At 74.7% G+C, this 20,639-nt stretch carries 19 protein-coding genes and 1 tRNA gene; 15 read left to right on the top strand and 5 right to left on the bottom strand.

All coding sequences use genetic code 11. The features are described from left to right. Nucleotides 1-173 precede the first annotated feature (173 nt). From ACWERV_RS12495 to ACWERV_RS12450, 10 genes are all read left to right on the top strand, one after another. Nucleotides 174-1,250 (top strand): ABC transporter ATP-binding protein, encoded by a 1,077-nt coding sequence (locus ACWERV_RS12495; RefSeq protein WP_452932104.1) that lies wholly within the window; start codon nt 174-176, stop codon nt 1,248-1,250. Further along, nucleotides 1,243-2,157 (top strand): 2-aminoethylphosphonate ABC transporter permease subunit, encoded by a 915-nt coding sequence (locus ACWERV_RS12490; RefSeq protein ID WP_452931979.1) that lies wholly within the window; start codon nt 1,243-1,245, stop codon nt 2,155-2,157. The genes ACWERV_RS12495 and ACWERV_RS12490 overlap by 8 nt, the downstream gene beginning before the upstream one ends. Beyond that, nucleotides 2,144-2,941, top strand: coding sequence for an ABC transporter permease (locus tag ACWERV_RS12485; RefSeq protein WP_452931976.1), 798 nt, complete (start codon nt 2,144-2,146; stop codon nt 2,939-2,941). The genes ACWERV_RS12490 and ACWERV_RS12485 overlap by 14 nt, the downstream gene beginning before the upstream one ends. A 66-nt stretch (nt 2,942-3,007) precedes the next feature. After that, nucleotides 3,008-4,111 (top strand): 2-aminoethylphosphonate ABC transporter substrate-binding protein, encoded by a 1,104-nt coding sequence (locus ACWERV_RS12480; protein WP_452931974.1) that lies wholly within the window; start codon nt 3,008-3,010, stop codon nt 4,109-4,111. A gap of 102 nt (nt 4,112-4,213) precedes the next feature. Further along, complete coding sequence (locus ACWERV_RS12475) at nt 4,214-4,993, top strand: HAD-IIA family hydrolase (RefSeq protein WP_452931972.1); 780 nt, start codon at nt 4,214-4,216, stop codon at nt 4,991-4,993. A gap of 133 nt (nt 4,994-5,126) precedes the next feature. Then, nucleotides 5,127-5,807, top strand: a complete 681-nt coding sequence (locus tag ACWERV_RS12470; protein WP_452931969.1) for a hypothetical protein — start codon at nt 5,127-5,129, stop codon at nt 5,805-5,807. A gap of 5 nt (nt 5,808-5,812) precedes the next feature. After that, the gene (locus ACWERV_RS12465) at nt 5,813-6,487 is read left to right on the top strand and encodes a class F sortase (RefSeq protein WP_452931967.1); all 675 of its coding nucleotides are present in this window, start codon (nt 5,813-5,815) and stop codon (nt 6,485-6,487) included. A gap of 31 nt (nt 6,488-6,518) precedes the next feature. Continuing rightward, nucleotides 6,519-6,803 (top strand): DUF6886 family protein, encoded by a 285-nt coding sequence (locus ACWERV_RS12460; protein ID WP_452931964.1) that lies wholly within the window; start codon nt 6,519-6,521, stop codon nt 6,801-6,803. Then, nucleotides 6,755-6,868, top strand: a complete 114-nt coding sequence (locus tag ACWERV_RS12455; protein WP_452932101.1) for a DUF6886 family protein — start codon at nt 6,755-6,757, stop codon at nt 6,866-6,868. The genes ACWERV_RS12460 and ACWERV_RS12455 overlap by 49 nt, the downstream gene beginning before the upstream one ends. A 61-nt stretch (nt 6,869-6,929) precedes the next feature. After that, nucleotides 6,930-7,505, top strand: a complete 576-nt coding sequence (locus ACWERV_RS12450; protein WP_452931963.1) for a GNAT family N-acetyltransferase — start codon at nt 6,930-6,932, stop codon at nt 7,503-7,505. A 13-nt stretch (nt 7,506-7,518) separates the two neighbouring features. Here the strand turns inward: ACWERV_RS12450 and ACWERV_RS12445 are convergent, their stop codons facing one another. Further along, on the bottom strand, nt 7,519-8,379 hold the full coding sequence (locus ACWERV_RS12445; RefSeq protein WP_452931961.1) for a GAF and ANTAR domain-containing protein: 861 nt from the start codon (nt 8,377-8,379) through the stop codon (nt 7,519-7,521). Between the two features lie 614 nt (nt 8,380-8,993). Here ACWERV_RS12445 and ACWERV_RS12440 point away from each other — a divergent pair. Beyond that, nucleotides 8,994-11,936, top strand: coding sequence for an FAD-binding and (Fe-S)-binding domain-containing protein (locus tag ACWERV_RS12440; RefSeq protein WP_452931958.1), 2,943 nt, complete (start codon nt 8,994-8,996; stop codon nt 11,934-11,936). On the opposite strand, the gene ACWERV_RS12435 is transcribed toward ACWERV_RS12440, so the two are convergent. Continuing rightward, nucleotides 11,937-13,319 carry an FAD-dependent monooxygenase gene (locus ACWERV_RS12435; protein WP_452932098.1) on the bottom strand — a complete coding sequence of 461 codons (1,383 nt, stop codon included), beginning with the start codon at nt 13,317-13,319 and terminating at the stop codon, nt 11,937-11,939. It lies immediately after the preceding gene. Between the two features lie 83 nt (nt 13,320-13,402). Here ACWERV_RS12435 and ACWERV_RS12430 point away from each other — a divergent pair, with 83 nt between their 5' ends. Continuing rightward, nucleotides 13,403-14,053, top strand: a complete 651-nt coding sequence (locus tag ACWERV_RS12430) for a TetR/AcrR family transcriptional regulator C-terminal domain-containing protein (RefSeq protein WP_452931955.1) — start codon at nt 13,403-13,405, stop codon at nt 14,051-14,053. A gap of 22 nt (nt 14,054-14,075) precedes the next feature. On the opposite strand, the gene ACWERV_RS12425 is transcribed toward ACWERV_RS12430, so the two are convergent. Beyond that, entirely contained in the window at nt 14,076-15,215 is a 1,140-nt protein-coding gene (locus ACWERV_RS12425) for a PP2C family protein-serine/threonine phosphatase (protein WP_452931952.1), read from the bottom strand. 282 nt (nt 15,216-15,497) lie between these two features. Here ACWERV_RS12425 and ACWERV_RS12420 point away from each other — a divergent pair, with 282 nt between their 5' ends. Both ACWERV_RS12420 and ACWERV_RS12415 read left to right on the top strand, forming a co-directional pair. Continuing rightward, complete coding sequence (locus tag ACWERV_RS12420) at nt 15,498-16,907, top strand: M1 family metallopeptidase (protein WP_398181231.1); 1,410 nt, start codon at nt 15,498-15,500, stop codon at nt 16,905-16,907. Nucleotides 16,908-17,283: 376 nt separating this feature from the next. Then, complete coding sequence (locus ACWERV_RS12415; protein WP_452931949.1) at nt 17,284-18,084, top strand: pentapeptide repeat-containing protein; 801 nt, start codon at nt 17,284-17,286, stop codon at nt 18,082-18,084. Between the two features lie 46 nt (nt 18,085-18,130). Here ACWERV_RS12415 and ACWERV_RS12410 read toward each other — a convergent pair. Continuing rightward, nucleotides 18,131-18,207: transfer RNA gene (locus ACWERV_RS12410), tRNA-Lys, on the bottom strand. A gap of 70 nt (nt 18,208-18,277) precedes the next feature. After that, the gene (locus ACWERV_RS12405; protein WP_452931946.1) at nt 18,278-19,033 is read right to left on the bottom strand and encodes an IclR family transcriptional regulator; all 756 of its coding nucleotides are present in this window, start codon (nt 19,031-19,033) and stop codon (nt 18,278-18,280) included. Between the two features lie 450 nt (nt 19,034-19,483). Here ACWERV_RS12405 and ACWERV_RS12400 point away from each other — a divergent pair, with 450 nt between their 5' ends. Beyond that, nucleotides 19,484-20,569 carry an LLM class flavin-dependent oxidoreductase gene (locus ACWERV_RS12400; protein WP_452932095.1) on the top strand — a complete coding sequence of 362 codons (1,086 nt, stop codon included), beginning with the start codon at nt 19,484-19,486 and terminating at the stop codon, nt 20,567-20,569. The last annotated feature ends 70 nt before the right edge of the window (nt 20,570-20,639 follow it).

Genomic DNA, 20,639 nt, shown 5'->3' with positions numbered 1-20,639 from the left:
CGGCCGGGCAGCCCGCGGCTGACGCTGCTGCGGCCACCGTGGTCGCCGGCACCGCCTCCGGCGAGGTGTCGGCGGAGAACGCCGCCGGCCCCGAGGGGGCGAAGCCCGCGCCCGGAGGGGCGACGAGGGGCGCCCGGAAGGCCGGCTCGCCTTCGGGCGGGGGCGGGTCCGGGATCCGGTTCGAGGGGGTCAGTGTCACGTACGGCGGGAACACCGTGCTGGACGGGCTGGAGCTGACGGTCGAGCCCGGGGAGGTGATGGCGCTGCTCGGGCCGTCCGGGTCGGGGAAGACCACCGCGTTGCGGGCGGTCGCCGGGTTCGTGAGGCCCAGCGCCGGGCGGGTGCTGATCGGGGGGCGGGACGTCACCGGGCTGCCGCCGCACCGGCGGGGGATCGGGATGGTCGTGCAGAGCTACGCGCTCTTCCCGCATCTGCGGGTCGACCAGAACGTCGCCTTCGGGCTGCGGGCCCGCCGCACCTCGCGGGCCGAGACGGCCGCGCGGGTCGGCGAGGCGCTGGAGATGACGGGGATGAGCGGCTACGCGCGCCGCTACCCGCGGGAGCTGTCGGGCGGTCAGCAGCAGCGGGTCGCGCTGGCCCGCGCGCTCGCGATCCGGCCCGGTGTGCTGCTGCTCGACGAGCCGCTGTCCGCGCTGGACGCCGCGCTGCGCTCCGGGATGCTCGCGGAACTCGCGCGGCTGCACCGCGAGTTGCCGGACGTCTCGATGCTCTACGTCACCCACGACCAGATCGAGGCGCTCACCCTCGCCGACCGTATCGCCGTCCTGGACCGGGCCCGGCTGCAGGACTGCGACACCCCCGACGCCCTCTACCGCACCCCGCGCACCGCCTTCACCGCGACGTTCGTCGGCAACGCCAACCTGCTGCCCGTCACGGCGGCGGCGGACGGCACGTACCGGCTGGGCCCGGCGGCGCTGCGCGTGGACCCGGCCCCCGTCTCCGGTCCCGCGCCCGGCGCGCAGGCGACCGTGTGCGTACGGCCGCACGCGCTGCGGCTCGCGGAGGCGGGCGGCCCGAACGTGCTGCGCGGCACCGTCACCGCCGTCCAGTGGCGCGGCCACACCCACCGGCTGCTGGTCGAGGCGTACGGCACCGCGCTGCACGCCGACGTCGGCGATCTGCGTGAGCCGCCGCGGCCCGGCGCCGAGGTCACCTTGGCCTTCGACCCGCAGGACGCGGTGCTGCTGCCCGCGGGCATGACCGCGGAAGGCGGCGCCGACCATGGCTAGCACCCGGGTGCGGGAGACGGCGGCCCCGGCGGCCCCGGTGGGGAGGGCGCGGTGGGAGCGCGCCGCCGCGCTCAGGCCGTGGGCGTGGGCGCTGCCCCCGCTCGCCGCGCTCGCGCTCTTCTTCGGCTATCCGCTCTACCTCGTCGCCAAGCAGTCCTTCTCGCCCGACACCGGCGGCCACTCCCTCGGCGTCTACCGGCACCTGTTCGCGCAGGAGTCCTTCCGCAAGGCGCTGTGGAACACGGTGTGGATCGCGTGCGCCTCCACCGCCGGGTGCCTGCTGCTGGGCTTCTTCCTGGCGCTGGTCATCGCCTTCGTGCCCTTCCCCGGCAGCCGGGCGCTGAGCCGCTTCATCGACGTCTTCCTCGCCTTCCCGTCCTTCCTGATCACCCTGGCGCTGCTGTTCGTCTACGGCACCGTCGGCATGGCGAACGGCCTGTGGACGGACGTCACCGGCGCGGCCACCGGGCCGGTGGACTTCCTGCGCACCCCGTGGGGCGTGCTGCTGGCCGAGATCACGTACTTCACACCGTTCGTGATGCGCCCGCTGCTCGCGGCCTTCACCCGGCTGGACACCGCGCAGATCGAGGCGGCGTCCTCGCTGGGCGCGCGGGCGCCGCGGATCGTGCGGCGGATCGTGCTGCCCGAGGCGGTGCCCGCGCTCGCGGCGGGCGGCAGCCTGGTGCTGGTGCTGTGCCTCAACGAGTTCGGCATCGTGCTCTTCACCGGCGCCAAGGGCGTGACGACGCTGCCGCTGATGGTCTACAGCAAGGCCATCCTCGACGGCGACTACCCGGGCGCGTGCGCGGTCGCGATGGTGTGCGTCGTGCTGTCGGTCACCCTGTACGCCCTCTACCGGGCGGCCCTCGCCCGTGCCACCGGAGGAGCCCGCCGTGCTGGTGCATAGCCGCGCCGGGCGCACCGCCGCCCGCGTCCTGTTCTTCGTCCTCTTCCTGCCGCTGTTCGCGCTGCCCTTCGCCGTCGTCCTCGCGGCGTCCTTCGCGGGCAACTGGAGCGGCGCCCTGCCCTCGCACCCCACGCTGGACCACTACCGCGACCTGACCGGCGGCGACTCGCTGGACGCCCTCACCACGAGCCTGTGGACGGCGCTGGCCGCGAGCGTGCTCGCGCTGCTGACCGGCGGCTGGGCGGCGCTGGCCGCCGAGCGGCTGCGCGGGCGGGGGCGGCGGGTGCTGGACGGGCTGTTCATGCTGCCCGTCGCGGTGCCCTCGGTCGTCGTCGGACTCGCGCTGCTGGTCGCCTTCTCGCAGCCGCCGCTGCTGCTCAACGGCACCCGGCGGATCGTGATCCTGGCGCACGCGGTGCTCGTGACGGCCTTCGCCTACCAGTCGGTGACCGCCGCGCTGGCCCGCCTGGACCCCGCCTACGAGCAGGCCGCCGCGGGGCTGGGCGCCCGCCCGCTGCGGGTGCTGCTCACGGTGAAGCTGCCGCTGCTGCTGCCCTCGCTGAGCGCCGCCGCCGCGCTGTGCTTCGCCCTGTCGATGGGCGAGCTGAGCGCGACGATGATGCTCTACCCGCCGGACTGGACGACGCTCCCGGTCCGGGTCTACGCGGCCACCAACCGCGGCTCCCTGTTCACCGGTGCCGCCCTGGCCGTCGCCCTGATGCTCACCACCCTCGTCGTGCTGCTCGCCCTGGGCAGGGTGCGCTCGCGCGCCGACCACCGCTGACCCCTCCCGTCACCCCTTCTCCCTCCCCTCTTGTTCACCACGTTCCGGCAAGGAGTTCGACCTGCCATGCGCGCACACCCCCGTCCCCGTACCCTCACTCCGCTCGCCGCCGTCGCCGGCGCGCTCGCCCTCGGGCTGACGCTGGCCGCCTGCGGGGGCTCGTCCTCCGCCTCCGACAAGGGCGGCAAGGACGGTGCCAAGGCCTCCACCGAGGTCACCGTCTACAGCGCCGACGGCCTGCACAGCGACGCGGGCGACGGTTTCTACGACAAGGTCTTCAAGGACTTCACCGCCGCCACCGGCATCAAGGTCAACTACGTCGAGGGCGGCTCCGGCGAGATGGTGCAGCGCCTGGTGCGGGAGAAGTCCAACACCAAGGCCGACCTGATCGTGACCCTGCCGCCGTTCATCCAGCAGGCCGACACCAAGGGCCTGCTCGACACGTACACCCCCAAGGGCGCCGACCAGGTCGCCGCGGCCGACAAGGGCGCCGACAACCGCTGGGTGTCGATCGTCAACAACTACCTGTGCTTCATCTACAACACCAAGGAGCTGCCGCAGCCGCCGAAGACCTGGGACGACCTGCTGGACGCGAAGTTCAAGAACAAGCTCCAGTACTCCACGCCCGGTGTCGCGGGCGACGGCACCGCGGTCGTCATCAAGGCCATGCACGACTTCGGCGGGCAGCAGCCCGCGATGGACTACCTGAAGAAGCTCCAGGCCAACAACGTCGGCCCGTCCGCCTCCACCGGCCAGCTCGCGTCCAAGGTCGACAAGGGCGAGCTGCTCGTCGCCAACGGCGACGTCCAGATGAACTACGCCGACATGGCGTCCATGCCCAACCAGGGCATCTTCTTCCCCGCTGCCACCGGCACCGGCAAGCCCACCACCTTCGCGCTGCCGTACGCGGCCGGTGTGGTGAAGAACGCCCCGCACGCGGACGCGGCGAAGAAGCTCCTCGACTACTTCCTGACCCCCGAGGTCCAGCAGGAGGTCTCCTCCGTCGGCGGCGGCTTCTCCTCGCGCGGCGACGTCCACGCGACCGACAAGAACGCCACCGAGCTCCAGAAGATCATGTCCGGGGTGGACGTCTTCACCCCCGACTGGAACGACATCGACAGCAACCTCACCACCTACGTCGACGCCTGGCAGTCCGCGACCGGCAGCTGACACCCCGCCAGGTCGCCCAGCAGCCGAGACAGCCGGGGCGGGGCAATCCCGCCCCGGTTACGCTGGGGCACCACGCAGGCCATGACGACAGGAGACCGACCGGTGTCGACCCGCAAGCCCATCGACTCGTGGCTCACCGACATGGACGGCGTGCTCATCCACGAGGGCACCCCGATCCCCGGCGCCGACGCCTTCCTCAAGGGGCTCAAGGACTCCGGCAAGCCCTTCCTGGTGCTGACCAACAACTCCATCTACACCCCGCGCGACCTGCACGCCCGGCTCTCCCGGATGGGCCTGGACGTTCCCGTCGCCAACATCTGGACGTCCGCGCTCGCCACCGCGAAGTTCCTGGACGACCAGCGCCCCGGCGGCACCGCGTACGTCATCGGCGAGGCGGGCCTGACGACCGCGCTGCACGACGTCGGCTACGTCCTGACCGACCAGGACCCCGACTACGTCGTCCTCGGCGAGACCCGCACCTACAGCTTCGAGGCGCTCACCAAGGCCATCCGGCTCATCCGCGGCGGCGCCCGCTTCATCGCCACCAACCCCGACGAGACCGGCCCCTCGCCCGAGGGCGTGCTGCCCGCGACCGGCTCGGTGGCCGCGCTCATCACCAAGGCCACCGGCCGGGACCCGTACTTCGTCGGCAAGCCCAACCCGCTGATGATGCGCGCCGGGCTCAACGCGATCGGCGCGCACTCCGAGGCCAGCGCGATGATCGGCGACCGCATGGACACCGACGTGCTGGCCGGGCTGGAGTCCGGCATGACGACGTTCCTGGTGCTCACCGGGCTCACGGCGGTGCCGGACATCGAGCGCTACCCGTTCAAGCCGTCGTACGTCGTGAACTCGATCGCCGATCTGGTCGCCGAGATCTGACCCTCCGCTCCACGTCACGTTCCGTAGTGTTCGTGTCACCCTGATGGACCCCCGAGCGTGCGAAGCCGGGGGCCCGCGGGGATCTTCGAAGACACCGGGTGCGAGTCCCCGCCCCGGCCGAGCGGAGGTCCCCATGTTTGGTCTGAAAATGCCCGTCATCGCCGCCGCCGGTGCTCTCGGCGTGCTCGCCCTGGGCGGTGTGACCGGGCTGCCGAAGCAGGCACTCGCGGACGAGGGGGGAGGTGGGGCGTCCTCGTCCTCGTCGTCTTCGTCGTCCTCCTCGTCCTCCGCCGCGTCGTCGGCCTCCGGGATGGACGTCTCGCCCGCGACGGTCGCGCCCGGCGGGGTCGTCAACCTGCACCTCAAGGCCTCCTGCAAGGCCGGTGCGAAGGCGCAGGCCAGCGCCGAGGTCTTCGTGGACGCCGTCACGCTCGCGCCCGCCGGTGACGGCTGGGACGGTACGGCCTTCATCAAGTCCGACGCGACGGAGGGCTCCTACGCCGTCTCCGTCGAGTGCAACGGCTCCACCAGCTCCGCGTCCGCGACCGTGACGGTCACCACCGGCGGGGGCGGCGGCGCGGGCGGCGGCGGTGGCCACAACCCGCTGACGCCCGTCAACCCCGTCCCTGCGGGCGGCGGCGGCACCGCGAAGATCGTCACCCACGGCGGCCCGGCGCAGCTCGCCGCGGGTCCGGCCGCCGCCGGCACCAGCACCGGCCCGCTGCTCGTCACCGGCGCGGTGGCGGCGGCCGGGTTCGCCGGGCTGGTCCTGCACCGCCGCCGTACCGCCGCCCGCAGCGCCGACCGCGGCTGAACGGCATGGCGGAGGGGGCGGACGAGAACGGCGCCGGCCCGGCCGGGAGCGGCAGGACCTGGGCGGCCGCGGTGGTCGGCCTGGTCCTGCTGGCGGCCTGGCTGCTCGGTCACGGCGGCCACCTCCCCGGCGGCACCGCGCCGCCCGCCGGCCGCAACCTGGCCGCCGCGGCCGCCGACCGCCCCCCGCAGGTCTACGCCCCGCACCTGCCGCTGCCCGACGCGCTGCCCACCCGCATCGACATCCCGTCCGTCGGGATCCACGCGCGGCTCGTCGCCCGCGGCCTCAAGGACGGCGCCGTCGACCCGCCCCCGTACTCCACCCCCGACGTCGCGGGCTGGTACCGCGGCGGCCCGGCCCCCGGCGCGGCCGGCGCGGCCCTCGTCGTCGGGCACGTCGACACCGAGACCCAGCCCGCGGTCTTCTACGGCCTCAGCACGATCAAGCGCGGCGCGATCGTCTCCGTGACGCGCGACGACGGCACGGTCGCCGACTTCGCCGTCGAGGCCGTCGAGATCGAGGAGAAGGCCCACTTCGACGCCGACCGCGTCTACGGCTCCGCGGGCCGCCCCGAACTGCGCCTCATCACCTGCGGCGGCGCCTTCGACGAGACGGCCCAGGCCTACTCGGCGAACGTCGTCGTCTACGCGGCCCTGACCGGCTCCCACAAGGCCGCGTGAACCGGGCGGGCAGCGGCGGTAGAACGGTGCGATGCGCCTCTGCCCGGGAGAGGTCCTGCACTTCTCGGAAGACCCCACGATCACCGTGTTCCGCCCGCACGTCGCGGCCACCGCGCGGCAGCCCGAGGCGTACGTCCGGGCCGTACTGATTCCCCCGGCAGTGCCCGCGCGCGATGGCCTGGACGGTCCCCGGCACCACCCGCGCCGACCGGGACCTCGTCCTCGGGCCCGGCGGGGGCGAGCGCGTGCCTCCACGAGGACGCGGGCATCCAGCTCCGCGTCCTGCCCACCCTCCACGACTTCCGGTCGACGGTGACGGCCACGACCCTCGGCTTCAGCGCGATCCGCCTGCGCAACGCCGTCGGCGGGCCGGGTGTGTAATACTCAAAGAGGCTTTACGACTATTACGTCGAGCGGATCGTCGAGCGGATCGGGGAACGGTATGGGCGGCGTGGCGGTGGCCTTCCGGCGGCACCGGACGCGGCGGCTGGAACTGCGCGCACTGGGCGGCGAACACCTCGCCGGGGTGTACGCGGTGTACGGCGACCCGGGGACGTGGGCGCACCTGCCCGAGGGGCGCCACACCGACGCCGGGACGACCGCCGGGATGATCGGCAGGGCCGAGGCGAGCTGGCGCGACCACGGACTCGGCTACTGGGCGCTCGCGCTCGCCGAGGAGATCCCCGGCTGCCCGGTGCGGGCGGGCGAGATCATCGGCACCGGCGGGGTGTCCCACGCCGCCGGCGACGTCTGGAACCTCGGCTACCGGCTCACCCCGGCCGCGTGGGGACACGGCCTCGCGGGCGAGGTCGCCGCCGAGGCCCTGGTGTGCGCGGCGGCCGTGGCACCCGCCCGCCCCGTCGTGGCCCGGCTGCTGGTCGAGAACACCGCCTCGCGCCGCGTCGCCGAACGAGCCGGCCTCACCCTCCTCCGCGAGGACCTGGAACCCTCCGGCCCCGCCGCCGGCCGCCGCCGCCTCACCTTCACCGACCGCCCGGTGCCCACGGGCCGGATCTGAGCCCGGCGCGCCGCTACGAGGGGCCGGGTACGGTCGCCGTGCCGGCGAGGAGGGCGAGGGCCAGGTCCGCCACCCTCAGGCGCTGGGCGCGGGCGTGGGTGCGCAGCAGGTCGAAGGCGGCGTCCACCGAGATGTGGAAGCGCTCGGCGAGCAGCCCCTTGGCCTGCTCGACCGGCACCCGGGTGTCCAGCGCGGTCTGCAACTGGGCGGCCAGACGGGCCTGGTGGCGGCGGGTCCGCCGCTGGAGGACACCGAGCGCGGCGGCCCCGGCGAGGGCGCGGGCGACCTCCGCGCTGTCCGCGTCCAGCGGTCCGGGCGCCGCCCGGAAGAGGACGAGCGCCCCCACCGTCTCCTTGCCGTGCCGCAGCGGCAGCGCGAGGACCGCGCGGTAACCCGCGCGCAGCACCCGCCGTACGTACTCCGGCGGGAGGCCGCCAGGCCCCCGGTCCAGGTCGGCGGCGGCCGACTCCGCGCCCTCGTGGAAGCTGTCGGGCCCGAGCCCCTGCCCGGCGAGCAGCCGCGCGGGCTCGCACGAAGCGCCCACGACCCGCAGCTCCCCGTCCTCCCCGGCGAGCAGCACACCCGCCGCTGCGACCCGCACCAACCGCGGCAACCGCGCGGCGAGCTCCCGCAGAGCCACGTCCTCCTCGCCCCCGTCGTCGAGCCCGTCCCCCAGCCCGACCAACACCCCGGCCAACACCCGTACGGCAGCGCCCCCGGCGCCCTCCGCCGCGACGCCGGCCCCGGCCGCGCCCGGCAGGGCGCCCGTGCCCTCCGCGCCGGTCGGGCGGGGCCTCGCGTCTCCCTGCGGGTGGCTTGTGGCGGCGTCCGGCGCGGTGTGCGCGGCCTCGGGGCTCGGCGGGCGGGACTCCACCTCTCCCTGCGAGCCGCCCGCTGCGTCCGGCAGGGCGCCCGTGCCCTCCGCGCCGGGCGCGTGGATTGCCGCTCTCTCCGGCCGCCCGTGCGGGCGGCTCGTGCCGGCCCCGGCCGCGCCCGGCGCGGAGCGCGCGGCCCCCGGGCTGGTCCGGGCCTTCGCGTCTTCCCGCGAGCCGCCCGCCGCGGCAGCGGGCCCGCCTGCGCCCGGCAGGGCGCGTGCGGCTTCCGTACCGGTCGGGCGGGGCTCCGCGTCCCCCTGCGAGCCGCCCGGCGCGGGCAGGGCGCCAGTGGCCTCCGCGCCCGGTGGGTGGGAGGGCGGCGCCGGAGGCGCCGTCGTGTCGGGGCGCTCCGTGGGTGAGTCCCACCCGTCCGGCAGATGTATGTGCACGCCGTTCCCCTTCCCCCGTCGGACCGGCTCCGGGCTTGAGTATTGCCGCTGACCGGCGCTTCCGCCTCCGTCGCAGGACGGAGACCGGGGGGGCGGGGCGGCGGGGGGAGGGGGTGAAGCTCGCGCGGGGGGCGATCTGCGCGCATATCCTCGCCGGAAGGTGTGAAAGGAATGTTTCTCCGCCTGGTCCGGCCCCTGAGGGGCCGCCCGCCGAGGAGGTCCCGATGCCCGTGCTGGAACCGAAGGGCGGTGCCGCGCTGCGGCCGTACCCGGCGGGGGAGGCCGCGCCGGACCGGGTGGCGGAGACGCTCGCGGGCGGCACGCCCGCCGAACTGCGGACCGGGCTGGTCCGGCTGCTGGGCGAGGACCGGGTCCTGACGGGTGTCAGCGACCTCGTGGCGTACGCGTCCGACGCGAGCCCCTACCGTTTCGTGCCGCAGGCGGTGGTGGTGCCCCGGAGCGTGCAGGACGTCGTACGGCTGCTGGGCTTCGCCCGGTCCGAGCGCCGCCACCTGGTCTTCCGGGCGGCGGGCACGAGTCTGAACGGCCAGGCGCAGGGCGAGGACATCCTGGTGGACGTCCGCCGCTACTTCACCGGTGTGGACGCCGAGGCGGACGGCACTCTCGTCCGCATCCTGCCCGGCACGGTGCTGGCCCGTGCGAACGCGGCGCTGGCCCGGTACGGGCGGGTGCTGGGGCCGGACCCGGCGAGTGCGAGTGCGGCGACCGTGGGCGGGGTCCTCGCCAACAACGCCTCCGGGATGACCGCGGGCACCACCCGCGACTCCTACCGGACGGTCGCCTCGCTGACGGTCGTGCTGCCGAGCGGCACGGTCGTGGACACCGCCGACCCGGAGGCGGACGCGGCGCTCGCCGCCGCCGAGCCGGACATCTACCAGGGCCTGCTGGACCTGCGCGACGAGATCGAGGCGGACGCCGCGCTGACCGCCCGCATCCGGGAGAAGTTCGCGGTCAAGAACACCAACGGCTACCGGCTGGACGCCTTCCTGGACGCCGACAGCCCCGTGCAGATCCTGCGCGGGCTGATGATCGGCTCGGAGGGCACCCTCGGCTTCGTCGCCGAGGCGGTCTACCGGACGCTGCCGCTGCGTCCCGCCGCCACCGCGGGCCTGCTGTTCTTCCCGTCGCTGCCCGCCGCGGCCGCCGCCGTGCCGCACTTCGCGCAGGCGGGCGCGGAGGCGGTGGAGCTGATGGACGGCAACGTGCTGCGCGCGGTGACCGCGGTGCCGGGCGTGCCGAAGGAATGGGCGCGGCTGCCGCTGGACTGCGCGGCGCTGCTCGTGGAGTTCCGGGCCGCGGACGACACGCAGCTCGCCGCGTACGAGCGGGCCGCCGGGCACGTGTGCGCCGACCTCGGCCTGGTCGCGCCCGTACCGGCGGGGGAGGGCTACGGCGGCTTCACGCGCGACCGGGAGCGGATCGCCGCGCTGTGGCGGGCCCGGACGGCGTTCGTCACGGCGGTCGGCGGGGCGCGCCCGTCCGGCACCACCCTGATCACCGAGGACTTCGCCGTGCCGCCCGGCCGCCTGGCCGAGGCCTGCGAGGAACTCCTCGCCCTCCAGCGGCGGCACGGCTTCCAGGCGGCCGTCGCGGGTCACGCCGCGCACGGCAACCTGCACTTCCTGCTGACCTTCGACGCCGCCCGGCCGGAGGACGTCGAACGCTACGGCGCCTTCATGGCCGACTTCTGCCGCACCGTCACCGAGCGTTTCGACGGCTCCCTGAAGGCCGAGCACGGCACCGGCCGCAACATCGCGCCCTTCCTGGAGCAGGAGTGGGGCCCGGCGGCGACCGCGCTGATGTGGCGGATCAAGGCGCTGCTCGACCCGGGGGGCGTGCTCGCCCCGCATGTGATCCTGGACCGCGACCCGCGCGCCCACCTGCGCGGTCTGAAGACCATCCCGGCGATCGAGCCGGTCGCCGACCCGTGCATCGAGTGCGGCTTCTGCGAACCCGTCTGCCCCAGCCGCGACCTGACGACCACCCCGCGCCAGCGCATCGTGCTGCGCCGCGAGATGCTGCGCCAGGGCGCCGACTCCGCCGTCCTCGGCGCGCTGCTGGACGCGTACGGCTACGCCGCCGTCGACACCTGCGCGGGGGATTCGAGCTGCAAGCTCGCCTGCCCGGTCGGCATCGACACCGGCGCGATGATGAAGGACTTCCGGCACGCCCGGCACGGCCGCGCCCAGGAGCGGGCCGCCGCGTCCGCCGCGCGGCACTGGCGTACGGGCGAGCGCACCGCCCGCGGCGCGGTCGCCACCGCCGACGCGGTACGCAACCGGGTCGGCGACCGTCCGCTGGCCGCGGCCACCTCGCTGGCCCGGCGGGCGGCGGGCCGCGAGCTGATACCGGAGTGGCTGCCGGAGATCCCGGGCGCCGCGCCCGCCGCCCTGCCCCGTACCGCGAAGGACGGCGCCACCGCCGTCTACTACCCGGCGTGCGTCAACCGGGTCTTCGGCCCCGCCGACGAGGGGGCGGGCTGGCTGCCGCGCGCCCTGGTCACCGTCTCGGCGCGGGCGGGCCTGCCGGTGTGGATCCCGCCCGACGTCGCGGGCACCTGCTGCGCGACGATCTGGCACTCCAAGGGCTACGCGGCGGGCAACGCGCTGATGGCCAACCGTGTCGTCGAGCACGCCTGGGCGTGGACGGGCGGCGGGCGGCTCCCGCTCGTCGTGGACGCGACGTCCTGCACGCTGGGCCTGGCCGCCGAGGTCGTCCCGTACCTCACCGAGGCCAACCGCGAGCTGCACCGCGAACTGACCGTCTTGGACTCCACGGTGTGGGCCGCCGAGCACGTCCTGCCCCGCCTGACCGTGACCGCCCCGCTGGACTCCGCGGTGCTCCACCCCACGTGCTCCGCCCAGCACCTCGGCGCCCCCGTCCCCGCCCTCGCCGCCGTCGCCGCGGCCCTCGCCCGCGAGGTCGTCACCCCGGTCGACGCGGGCTGCTGCGGCTTCGCGGGCGACCGCGGCATGCTCCACGAGGAACTGACCGCGTCCGCGACCCGCCCCGAGGCCGACGAGGTCACCGCCCGCTCCTACGGCGCCTACCTGTGCGCGAACCGCATGTGCGAGGTCGGCATGGCCCGCGCCACGGGCGAGCCGTACGAGTCGGTGATCCTCGCCCTGGAACGCGCGACCCGCTGATCAGACGGCGAGCGGCACCCGGACCGGCTCCGGGGCGCCCACCCGCGCGGTGTAGGCGGCGAGGCCGTCCTCCGTGGCGCCGGCCCAGCCCACGTAGCCGTCGGGGCGGACGAGGAAGACGCCGGGGCCGTAGGCGGGCGGGGCGTCCTCGCCGGTCGTCAGGAGCGTCCAGTGCGGGCCGCGGAAGGCGTCCAGCAGACGGGTGCCGGACACGAGGGCGTCGGGGGCGCGGTCCCCGGCCCGCAGCGGGCCGGGTGCGGGGCGGGTCTCGGCGGTGAGGGAGGAGGCGGGGTAGCCGAGGCCGAGCTGGCGGGTGGCGGCGCCGCGGCGGGCCTCGCCGCGGTGGATGCGGGTGGAGAGGCCGAGCATGTCGGCCGCGACCGGGCGCCGCTCCTCCTCGTAGGTGTCGAGCAGCGCGGCCGGGGCGCCGCCGTTCAGCACTGCGCCGAGCTTCCAGCCGAGGTTGTACGCGTCCTGCACGCTGGTGTTGAGGCCCTGGCCGCCCGCCGGGGAGTGGACGTGGGCGGCGTCCCCGGCGAGCAGGACCCGGCCGTCGCGGAAGCGGTCGGCGAGGGCGGCGCGCGGGCGGAAGTCGGAGGCCCAGGACAGCGCGGTGACGTCCTGCGGTGCGAGGTGCGAGCGGGCGGCGACCAGGGCGCGGACGGCCTCGGGCGACAGGTCCACCCGGGTGCCCTCGGCGAACTGGGCGACGAGCTGGAAGTCGTCGGTCCCGGCGAGCGGGCAGGCGACCATGAAGCCGGTGTCGCCGGCGGGCGGGAAGATGTGCCAGTGGTCGCGGTCCAGCCCGCTGATCCGGACGTCGGCGACGAGCAGCGGCTGCGGGTCGACGGTCTCGCCGGTCATGGCGATGCCGAGCGCGCGGCGCACCGCGCTGCGCCCGCCGTCCGCGCCGACGGCGTAACGGGCCCGCAGCGCGCCGCCGTCGGCGAAGCGCACGGTCACCGACTCCGCGTCCTGGCCGAGGCCGGTGACCTCGCGGCCGAAGGCGACCGTGCCGCCCAGCTCCTCCAGCCGGGCCAGCAGGATCTGCTGGGTGCGCCACTGCGGCACCATCCACGGCTCGGTGTAGGGCGAGGACTCGTCGGCCTCGGCCGGGTCGAACATCGGCCGCCGGTCGGCGATCGCGCCGTCCTGCCACACCGCGCCGAGCGGGTAGGTGCCGCCTGCCGCGCGGATCGCGTCCAGCACGCCGAGGTCGTCGAAGACCTCCATCGTGCGCGGCTGGATGCCCTTGCCGCGCGAGCCGGGGGAGAGCCCCGCCCCGCGCTCGACGACCAGCACGTCCACCCCGCGCCGGGCGAGGTCGACGCCGAGCGCGAGCCCGCACGGGCCCGCGCCCACCACCAGTACGTCCACGTCCATGTGGTCCCCCATGCCGTCCACTCCTTAACGTCGTTAAATTGCTCGGCTCCCAGGCTGCCCTTAACGGCGTTAAACTGTCAAGCGTGAACGCCACCCCCCGAGTCCCCCTCGACCGCACGCGGGTCGCCGACGCCGCGCTCGACCTGCTGAACCGGGTCGGGCTCGACGGCCTGACGGTGAGCGCCATCGGCCGCGAACTGGGCGTCAAGGCGCCCGCGCTGTACTGGCACTTCAAGGACAAGCAGGCGCTGCTCGACGAGATGGCCACGCAGATGTACCGGCGCATGGTCGCCGGCGCCGAGCTCGACCCCGCCGACACCTGGCAGGAACGGCTGCGCAAGGCCAACCACGGCCTGCGCGACGCGCTGCGCGGCCACCGCGACGGCGCCCGGGTCTTCAGCGGCTCGCGCTTCACCGGCAACGAGCACGTCAAGGAGATGGAGGCCATCCTGAGCCTCTTCACGGGGGCGGGCTTCACCCTCACCCAGGCCGTCCGCGCGACCTCGACGAGCTACCTCTACACGCTCGGCTTCGTCATCGAGGAGCAGGGCGTGCAGCCCATGCCGGACGAGCGCCGCGAGGGCTTCGACATCGGCGAACGGGCCCGCGCCATGGCCGACTTCCCGCTGTCCGCGGCGGCGGGCGCGGAGATCTTCGCCGACTACGACGCCCACTTCGCCGACGGCCTCGAACTCGTCATCGCCGGTATCGCCGCCCGCTACGGCATCGCCTGACCCCGCGGCGGGCCCGCCCGGCTCAGCCCGGCAGCGGCGGGTCCGGCGGGTGGACGGGGAGGGCGCGCGGCTGCGGGGCCAGCAGGAGCAGCACCACGTCGTCGGACAGCGAGCCGCCCGCGTGCCGCAGCAGGTCGGCGAAGACCCGCTCGACCGCGGCGTCGAGATCGTGCTCGGCGGCGGCGACGATCGGCCCGACCCGCTCGGCCAGCGGGTAGAACGTGCCGTCGAGCGGGCTGCGCGCCTCGATCACCCCGTCCGTGCACAGCACCAGGACGTCCCCCGTGGTGAGCGGCACGCGCCAGGCGACCGGCCCGGCGTCACCGGGCACGAGGTCGGCGAGGCCGAGCGGCGCCCACGGCTCGGGCGGGTCGAGCGTCTCGACTGCGCCGTCGCGCGCGACCCGCAGCGGCGCCACGTGCCCGTAGTGCAGCAGCTCGACGGAGCCGGGGGTGTCGAACTGGGCGAAGAGCGCGGTGATGAAGTCCCCGGTGCTGACGTGCCGCCCGACGCTGGTGTCCACCCGGCGGGCCACCGTGTCGAGCCCGCCCTCGTCGAACGCGGCCTCGCGGAAGGCGCCGAGCACGACCGCCGAGGTCTGCACCGCGGCCAGGCCCTTGCCGCGCACGTCCCCGATGAGCGCCCGCACCCCGTGCGGGGTCTCCAGCACCGCGTAGAGGTCGCCGCCGATCTGCGCCGCGTCGGCGGCCGACACGTACCGCACGGCGAGCCGCACCGGGCCGACCCGCGGGGCGGGCGGGCGCATCAGCGCGTGCTGCGCGGCCTCGGCGACGGACGCGATCGCGGTGAAGGCCTTCGCGCCCGTCTCCCGCCGCCACGCGATGTAGACGCTGAAGAGGCTGACGAGCGCGTACGCGAAGGCCTGGCCGAAGAAGACGTCGTGGTCGGGGATGTCGGTGATGCCGTCGTACGGGGCGAGCGCGGCCTGCACGAACAGGCCGAGCACGCCGACGAAGGCCGTCTTGCGCCAGCTGACGGTGATCGCGGCGAGCGGCGGGGCGACCACGATGCCGGGGGTGAGGAAGTGGTCCCGGCCGGCGATCAGGTCCGCGACGACGACCAGCCCGATGGTGGCCAGCGGCAGCGAAAGACCCAGGCGGGCCAGATACTCGCCCTCCACCCGCAGGAGGGCCTTCCTCAACCAGACAATCTTCACATGGTGAACCTATCCGCCCGTACCCGTGACGCCCGCGTTACGCCCGGGTGATCGACACCGCTCCCTCCCGGAACGGCCCGGACGGCGGCGGGGTTCCCGGCCCGCGCGGGTGACGGCATGTCATCCGGGCCCGACGGGGCGTCATGTGTTGCGCCGGGTGAAGTTTCTGCGACAGATGGGGGCGATGGGGTGGCCGGGAGCGGGGTCGGCTCCCTACGGTCGACGTGTCCCTGTCAGCCCATCACGTCCCGCACGGGAGGACACTCGGTGCGAAAGAGTCTGCTCGCGACCGCCACCGCCGCCGTACTCGGCTACCTGCTGGTGATCCCCGCGTCCGCCGCGTCCGCCGGACCCGGCGCCCCCGGCATCGGCGACCCGTACTACCCCACGTACGGAAACGGCGGCTACGACGTCTCCCACTACGACCTCGACCTGCGCTACCAGCCCGCGACCGACACCCTGTCCGGCACCGCCACCATCCGGGCCACCGCCACGCAGGGCCTCACCTCCTTCGACCTCGACTTCGCCCTCACCGTCGGCAAGGTCACCGTCGACGGCCGCCCCGCGCACTTCGCGACCAGCGGCGAGCAGGAACTCGTCGTCACCCCCGACCGCACCCTGCCGCGCGGCCGCCCCTTCACCGTCACCGTCACGTACACCGGCGTGCCCTCCGGCGTGCAGCGCTACGGCTTCACGTCCTGGCAGCGCACCGCCGACGGCGGGGTCGCCGCCAACGAACCCGAATCGGCCTGGTGGTGGTTCCCCAGCAACGACCACCCGTTGGACAAGGCCACCTACGACGTGACCGTGCGCGTCCCCGAGGGCGAGCAGGCCATCAGCAACGGCCTGCTCGTCTCCCAGCACACCGCGGGCGGCTGGACCGGCTACCACTGGCGGCAGGACGCCCCCCAGGCCACCTACCTCGCCACGCTCGCCGTCGGCCACTTCGACATCACCCACAGCCGCACCCGCACCGGCGTGCCCGTCATCAACGCCTACAGCACCGCGCTGCCCGCCACCACCGCGGCGAACGCCCGCAAGGGCGTCGAGCAGACCGCCGACATCATCGACTTCCTCAGCACCTGGTTCGGGCCCTACCCCTTCGACGCGGCCGGCGGCTACGTCCCCGACGTCCCCTCGCACTTCTCCCTCGAAGCGCAGACCCGCGTCTTCTACAGCCCCTCCGTCTTCGCCACCGCCGACGGCAACGGCACCGTCGCGCACGAGCTGTCCCACCAGTGGTGGGGCGACGACGTCTCGCTGGAGCGGTGGTCCGACATCTGGCTCAACGAGGGCTTCGCCACCTACGGCAGCTGGCTGTGGGCCGAGCACCAGGGCGGCCCCACGACCCAGCAGGCCGCCCGCCAGACGTACGACTCCTACCCGGCCGACGACCCCTTCTGGACGGTGAAGCCGGGCGACCCGGGGCCGGACAAGCAGTTCGACGACGCGGTGTACGACCGCGGCGCCGTCGCCATCCAGGCCCTCCGCACGACGATCGGCGACCCCGCGTTCCGCGCCCTCCTGCGCGCATGGCCCGCGCAGCACCGCTACGGCAACGGCACGATCGCCGAATTCCGCGCCCTCGCGGAGCGGCTCTCCGGCCGCGACCTCGGCACCTTCTTCACGACGTGGCTCTACACGCCGCTGAAGCCCAGCGCCTTGCCGGGCGCGTAACCGGGGGAGCGCCCCGGGCTGCCCCTTGCGGTGGCACGCGCGACCTTCCCCCGGCGGTGGGCTTGTCGCGCCGTTCTCCCCCAGAGCTTCGCCTGGGGGTCCCCCCCCGCGCCCCTGGTTTGTTGCCCCGCGCCGCAAGCGCGAGCCCTTCGGGCGCTTCCCCCTGCGGGGGGTGCCTCTTGCGGGACGAGGGCGAGCGTTTTTAGGGGCGCGGGGAACTGCGCGACAAGCCCCCACCGGGGGGAAGGTCCCGGGACGCGGGAGGGGGCAGCCCGGAGGGTGGGCGCGGCACCCGCGGAGGGTGCGGCACCCGCGGTGGGCGCGGCACCGCGGGGGGTGCGGCACCATAGGGGGCGGGTGACGAGAGGGGCTGGACGTGGACGTCGGGGATCTGCGCGCGGATTGCGCAAAGTGCTTCGGGCTGTGCTGCGTCGCCCTCGCCTTCACGCGCTCCGCGGACTTCCCGCGGGACAAGGCACCCGGCGAGGCGTGCGAACACCTCGACGGCTCGCACAGGTGCGGCATCCACGACCGGCTGCGCGACCGCGGCTACGCGGGCTGCACCGCGTACGACTGCTTCGGTGCGGGCCAGAAGATCTCCCGGCACACCTTCGGCGGGCGCGACTGGCGCGACGCCGCCGACGGTGGCCGGGCGATGTTCGCGGTGCTGCCGGTCGTGCGGCAGCTGCACGAGCTGCTGCGCTACCTCGCGGATGTGCGGGCGCTGCCCGCGGCCGAGCGGCTGCACCCGGCGGCCGCGGCGGCGGCGGAGCGGGTCGAGGCGCTGAGCCTGGGCGGCGCGGACGAGCTGCTCGCGCTGGACGTGGCCGCCGAGCGGGCCCGGGTCGTGCCGGTGCTGCGGGAGGCGTCCGCGCTGGCCCGCGCGCGTTTTCCGCGGGCCCGCGCGCTGGGCGGCGCCGACCTCGCGGGGGCGAGGCTGCGCCGCGCCGATCTGCGCGGCGCGGAATTGCGCGGGGCCCTGCTGGTGGGCGCGGATCTGCGGGGTGCGGACCTGCGGTCCGCGGATCTGATCGGCGCGGACGTGCGGGGCGCGGATCTGCGGGCGGCGGATCTGCGCGGCGCGCTGTTCGTGACCGCCACCCAGCTCGGCGGGGCGGCCGGTGACGCGGCGACCCGCCTTCCGGACGGCCTGGCCCGTCCCGCCCACTGGGCCTGAGCCGGGTACGGGAAAGAGGCCCGTACGCAGTGCGTACGGGCCTCGGTGGTGCGCCGCCAGGGACTCGAACCCCGGACCCGCTGATTAAGAGTCAGCTGCTCTAACCAACTGAGCTAGCGGCGCAACGAGGACAACTATACGTCCTCCGGAGGGGTGCCGATGACCACTCTTCCGGGGGACCCGCGGGCGCGGCTCAGATGCTCATGGAGAGCAGGACGGGCGCGGCCCGCTCGTTGAGGGTGTCGACGGCGGGGCGCAGCCGGTGGGCCTTGGCGAGCGGCATCGACAGGGCCAGGCACGCCACCGTCTTGCCTATGGTGACCGGGATCGCCGCGCACACCGTGCCGACCGCGTACTCCTGGAGGTCGAGCGTGGGGACGCTCGCGGGCTGCCGCTCCAGTTTGGTGAGCAGCGCGCGGTCGTCGATCTCGGTGCGGGAGGTGAGGCGGGCGGGGCGGTGCCGGGAGAGGTGTTCCAGCCGCCCGTTGTGGTCGAGCTGGGCGAGCAGGCACTTGCCGACGGCGCTGGCGTGGGCGGCCGAGCGGAAGTCGACCCACTCGTTGACCTTGGGGGCGTCGGGACCGGCCGCGAAGTCGATGATGTTGACCTCGCCGTCGTCGTAACGGCTGAAATAGACCGCCGCGCCGACCTCGTCGCGCAGCTCGACGAGAATGGCCTGGAGTTTTTCGGCGAGGGCGTCGTCGTGGTTGGCCGCGCCGAGCAGCACCAGGGACTCGCCGACGACGTAGCCGCCGCCGGGCAGAAATCCGAGATAACGCTCGCGTCGCAGCATGGCGAGGAGCTGGCCGAGGTACGCGACGGGTACCCCGATCTCCTTGGCGAGCTGGTCGGCGGTGACGCCGTGCCGGTGCGCGTCGACGGCTTCCAGTACGCGCAAGGCGTGCTGGACCGCGTAGACCGGCGCGGTCTGTCGGTGCTCAAGCGCCACGGTAGCCCCCTGCAGGTGTGACCGTTTGCGTCCCGGTCGTCGCTGCTGGTCACGGCTCGTGCCCGGATGTGGGTGGAGCCGGCAGTCCGACCGGTTTCCACGATAGCCCCAAAGCCGTTATGGGAAGAGGAGGTTGGCGCGTTCTTCCCGTGACCGCAGCCGTATATGCAGGAAGGGGCCTGTCTGGCATATGCCGACGGCATTGCCCGATTTCCGGATGCAGCGATTTCCGGCCGGGAACAACCCCGCGGTCACTCCGGTTGTCCTTTTCCGGAGCATTCCGCGCGCCCGGCGCGCGCGGGCCGAGTGCCACGAGCGGCACGCAGGAGCAACGAGGAGGCATCGGCCGTGGGTGACGAGCAGGCCCGAGCGGACGGCGGTAGGAACGGCGGGACGGACGGCCGTACGGGCGGTGGCGGGCGGCGGGAGCGGCGCCCCGCCGGGCACGGGATCCGCGGGGTGGTCCGCGGCAGCGCGCCCGTACCGCTGTCGGTGCTGGACCTCCTGGGGGTCGGGGCCGGGCTCACGGCCGGCGACGCGCTGCGCACCAGCGTGGAGATCGCCCGGACCGCGGAGACGCGCGGCTACCACCGGATGTGGGTGGCCGAGCACCACTCGATGCCGGGTGTGGCCAGTTCCTCGCCCGCGGTCATCCTGGCCCACCTGGCGGCCCACACCCGCACGCTGCGGCTGGGCTCGGGCGGGGTGATGCTGCCCAACCACGCGCCGCTGGTCATCGCCGAGCAGTTCGGCACCCTGGAGGCGCTCGCCCCCGGGCGGATCGACCTGGGCCTGGGCCGCGCGCCCGGCACGGACGGGGCGACGGCGGCGGCGCTGCGCCGTACCGAGGGCCTGCACGAGGGCGCGGACGACTTCCCGCAGCAGCTCGCCGAGCTGACCCGGTTCCTGGACGACGACTTCCCGCCCGGCCACCGCTTCTCCCGGATCCACGCGGTGCCCGGCCCGGTGCAGGGCAGCGCGGAGGGCGGGGTGCAGTCGCCGGACCGGCCGAGCATCTGGCTGCTGGGCTCGTCCGGTTTCAGCGCCCAGCTGGCCGGGGCGCTGGGGCTGCCGTTCTCCTTCGCGCACCACTTCTCCGCGCACAACACCATCCCGGCGCTCGCGCTCTACCGCGAGTCCTTCCGGCCCTCGGAGGTGCTGGACCGCCCGTACGCCTCGATCGGGGTGTCGGCGCTGGCGACCGAGGATCCGGAGGAGGCCCGCCGCCAGGTGATGGCCGGCGCGCTGGGGATGCTGCGGCTGCGGATGGGCCGGCCGGGGCTGACCCCGACGCCGGAGGAGGCGGCGGCGTATCCGTTCAGCCCCGCGGAGGAGGAGTTCCTGTCGTCCTGGACCGGCAACGTCATCCACGGCGACCCGCAGACGGTGCGCACCGGGCTGGACGAGCTGGTCGCGCGGACCGGTGCGGACGAGCTGGTGATCACCGCGAACGCGCACACACCGGACGTCCGGCTGCGCTCGTACGACCTCATCGCGGACGCGTACGGGTTCCCCAAAGACGTCTCCGCGAGTTAATTGCCGGTAACTCGCGACCCGGTGGTCCAACGCCGAACCGACCGCGGGGCTGAACATCACACAGGGTCAA

The sequence above is a fragment of the Streptomyces sp. NPDC004031 genome (assembly GCF_053604375.1).
Note: the sequence above shows the minus strand (reverse complement) of the source record. Positions and strands in the feature narration are given on the sequence as shown.

Coding starts and splice junctions, on each gene's coding strand:
- ACWERV_RS12460 (WP_452931964.1), top strand. CDS start 6,519: ATGCGCCTCTGCCCGGGAGAGGTCCTGCACTTCTCGGAAGACCCCACG.
- ACWERV_RS12465 (WP_452931967.1), top strand. CDS start 5,813: ATGGCGGAGGGGGCGGACGAGAACGGCGCCGGCCCGGCCGGGAGCGGC.
- ACWERV_RS12490 (WP_452931979.1), top strand. CDS start 1,243: ATGGCTAGCACCCGGGTGCGGGAGACGGCGGCCCCGGCGGCCCCGGTG.
- ACWERV_RS12440 (WP_452931958.1), top strand. CDS start 8,994: ATGCCCGTGCTGGAACCGAAGGGCGGTGCCGCGCTGCGGCCGTACCCG.
- ACWERV_RS12470 (WP_452931969.1), top strand. CDS start 5,127: ATGTTTGGTCTGAAAATGCCCGTCATCGCCGCCGCCGGTGCTCTCGGC.
- ACWERV_RS12480 (WP_452931974.1), top strand. CDS start 3,008: ATGCGCGCACACCCCCGTCCCCGTACCCTCACTCCGCTCGCCGCCGTC.
- ACWERV_RS12450 (WP_452931963.1), top strand. CDS start 6,930: ATGGGCGGCGTGGCGGTGGCCTTCCGGCGGCACCGGACGCGGCGGCTG.
- ACWERV_RS12435 (WP_452932098.1), bottom strand. CDS start 13,319: ATGGACGTGGACGTACTGGTGGTGGGCGCGGGCCCGTGCGGGCTCGCG.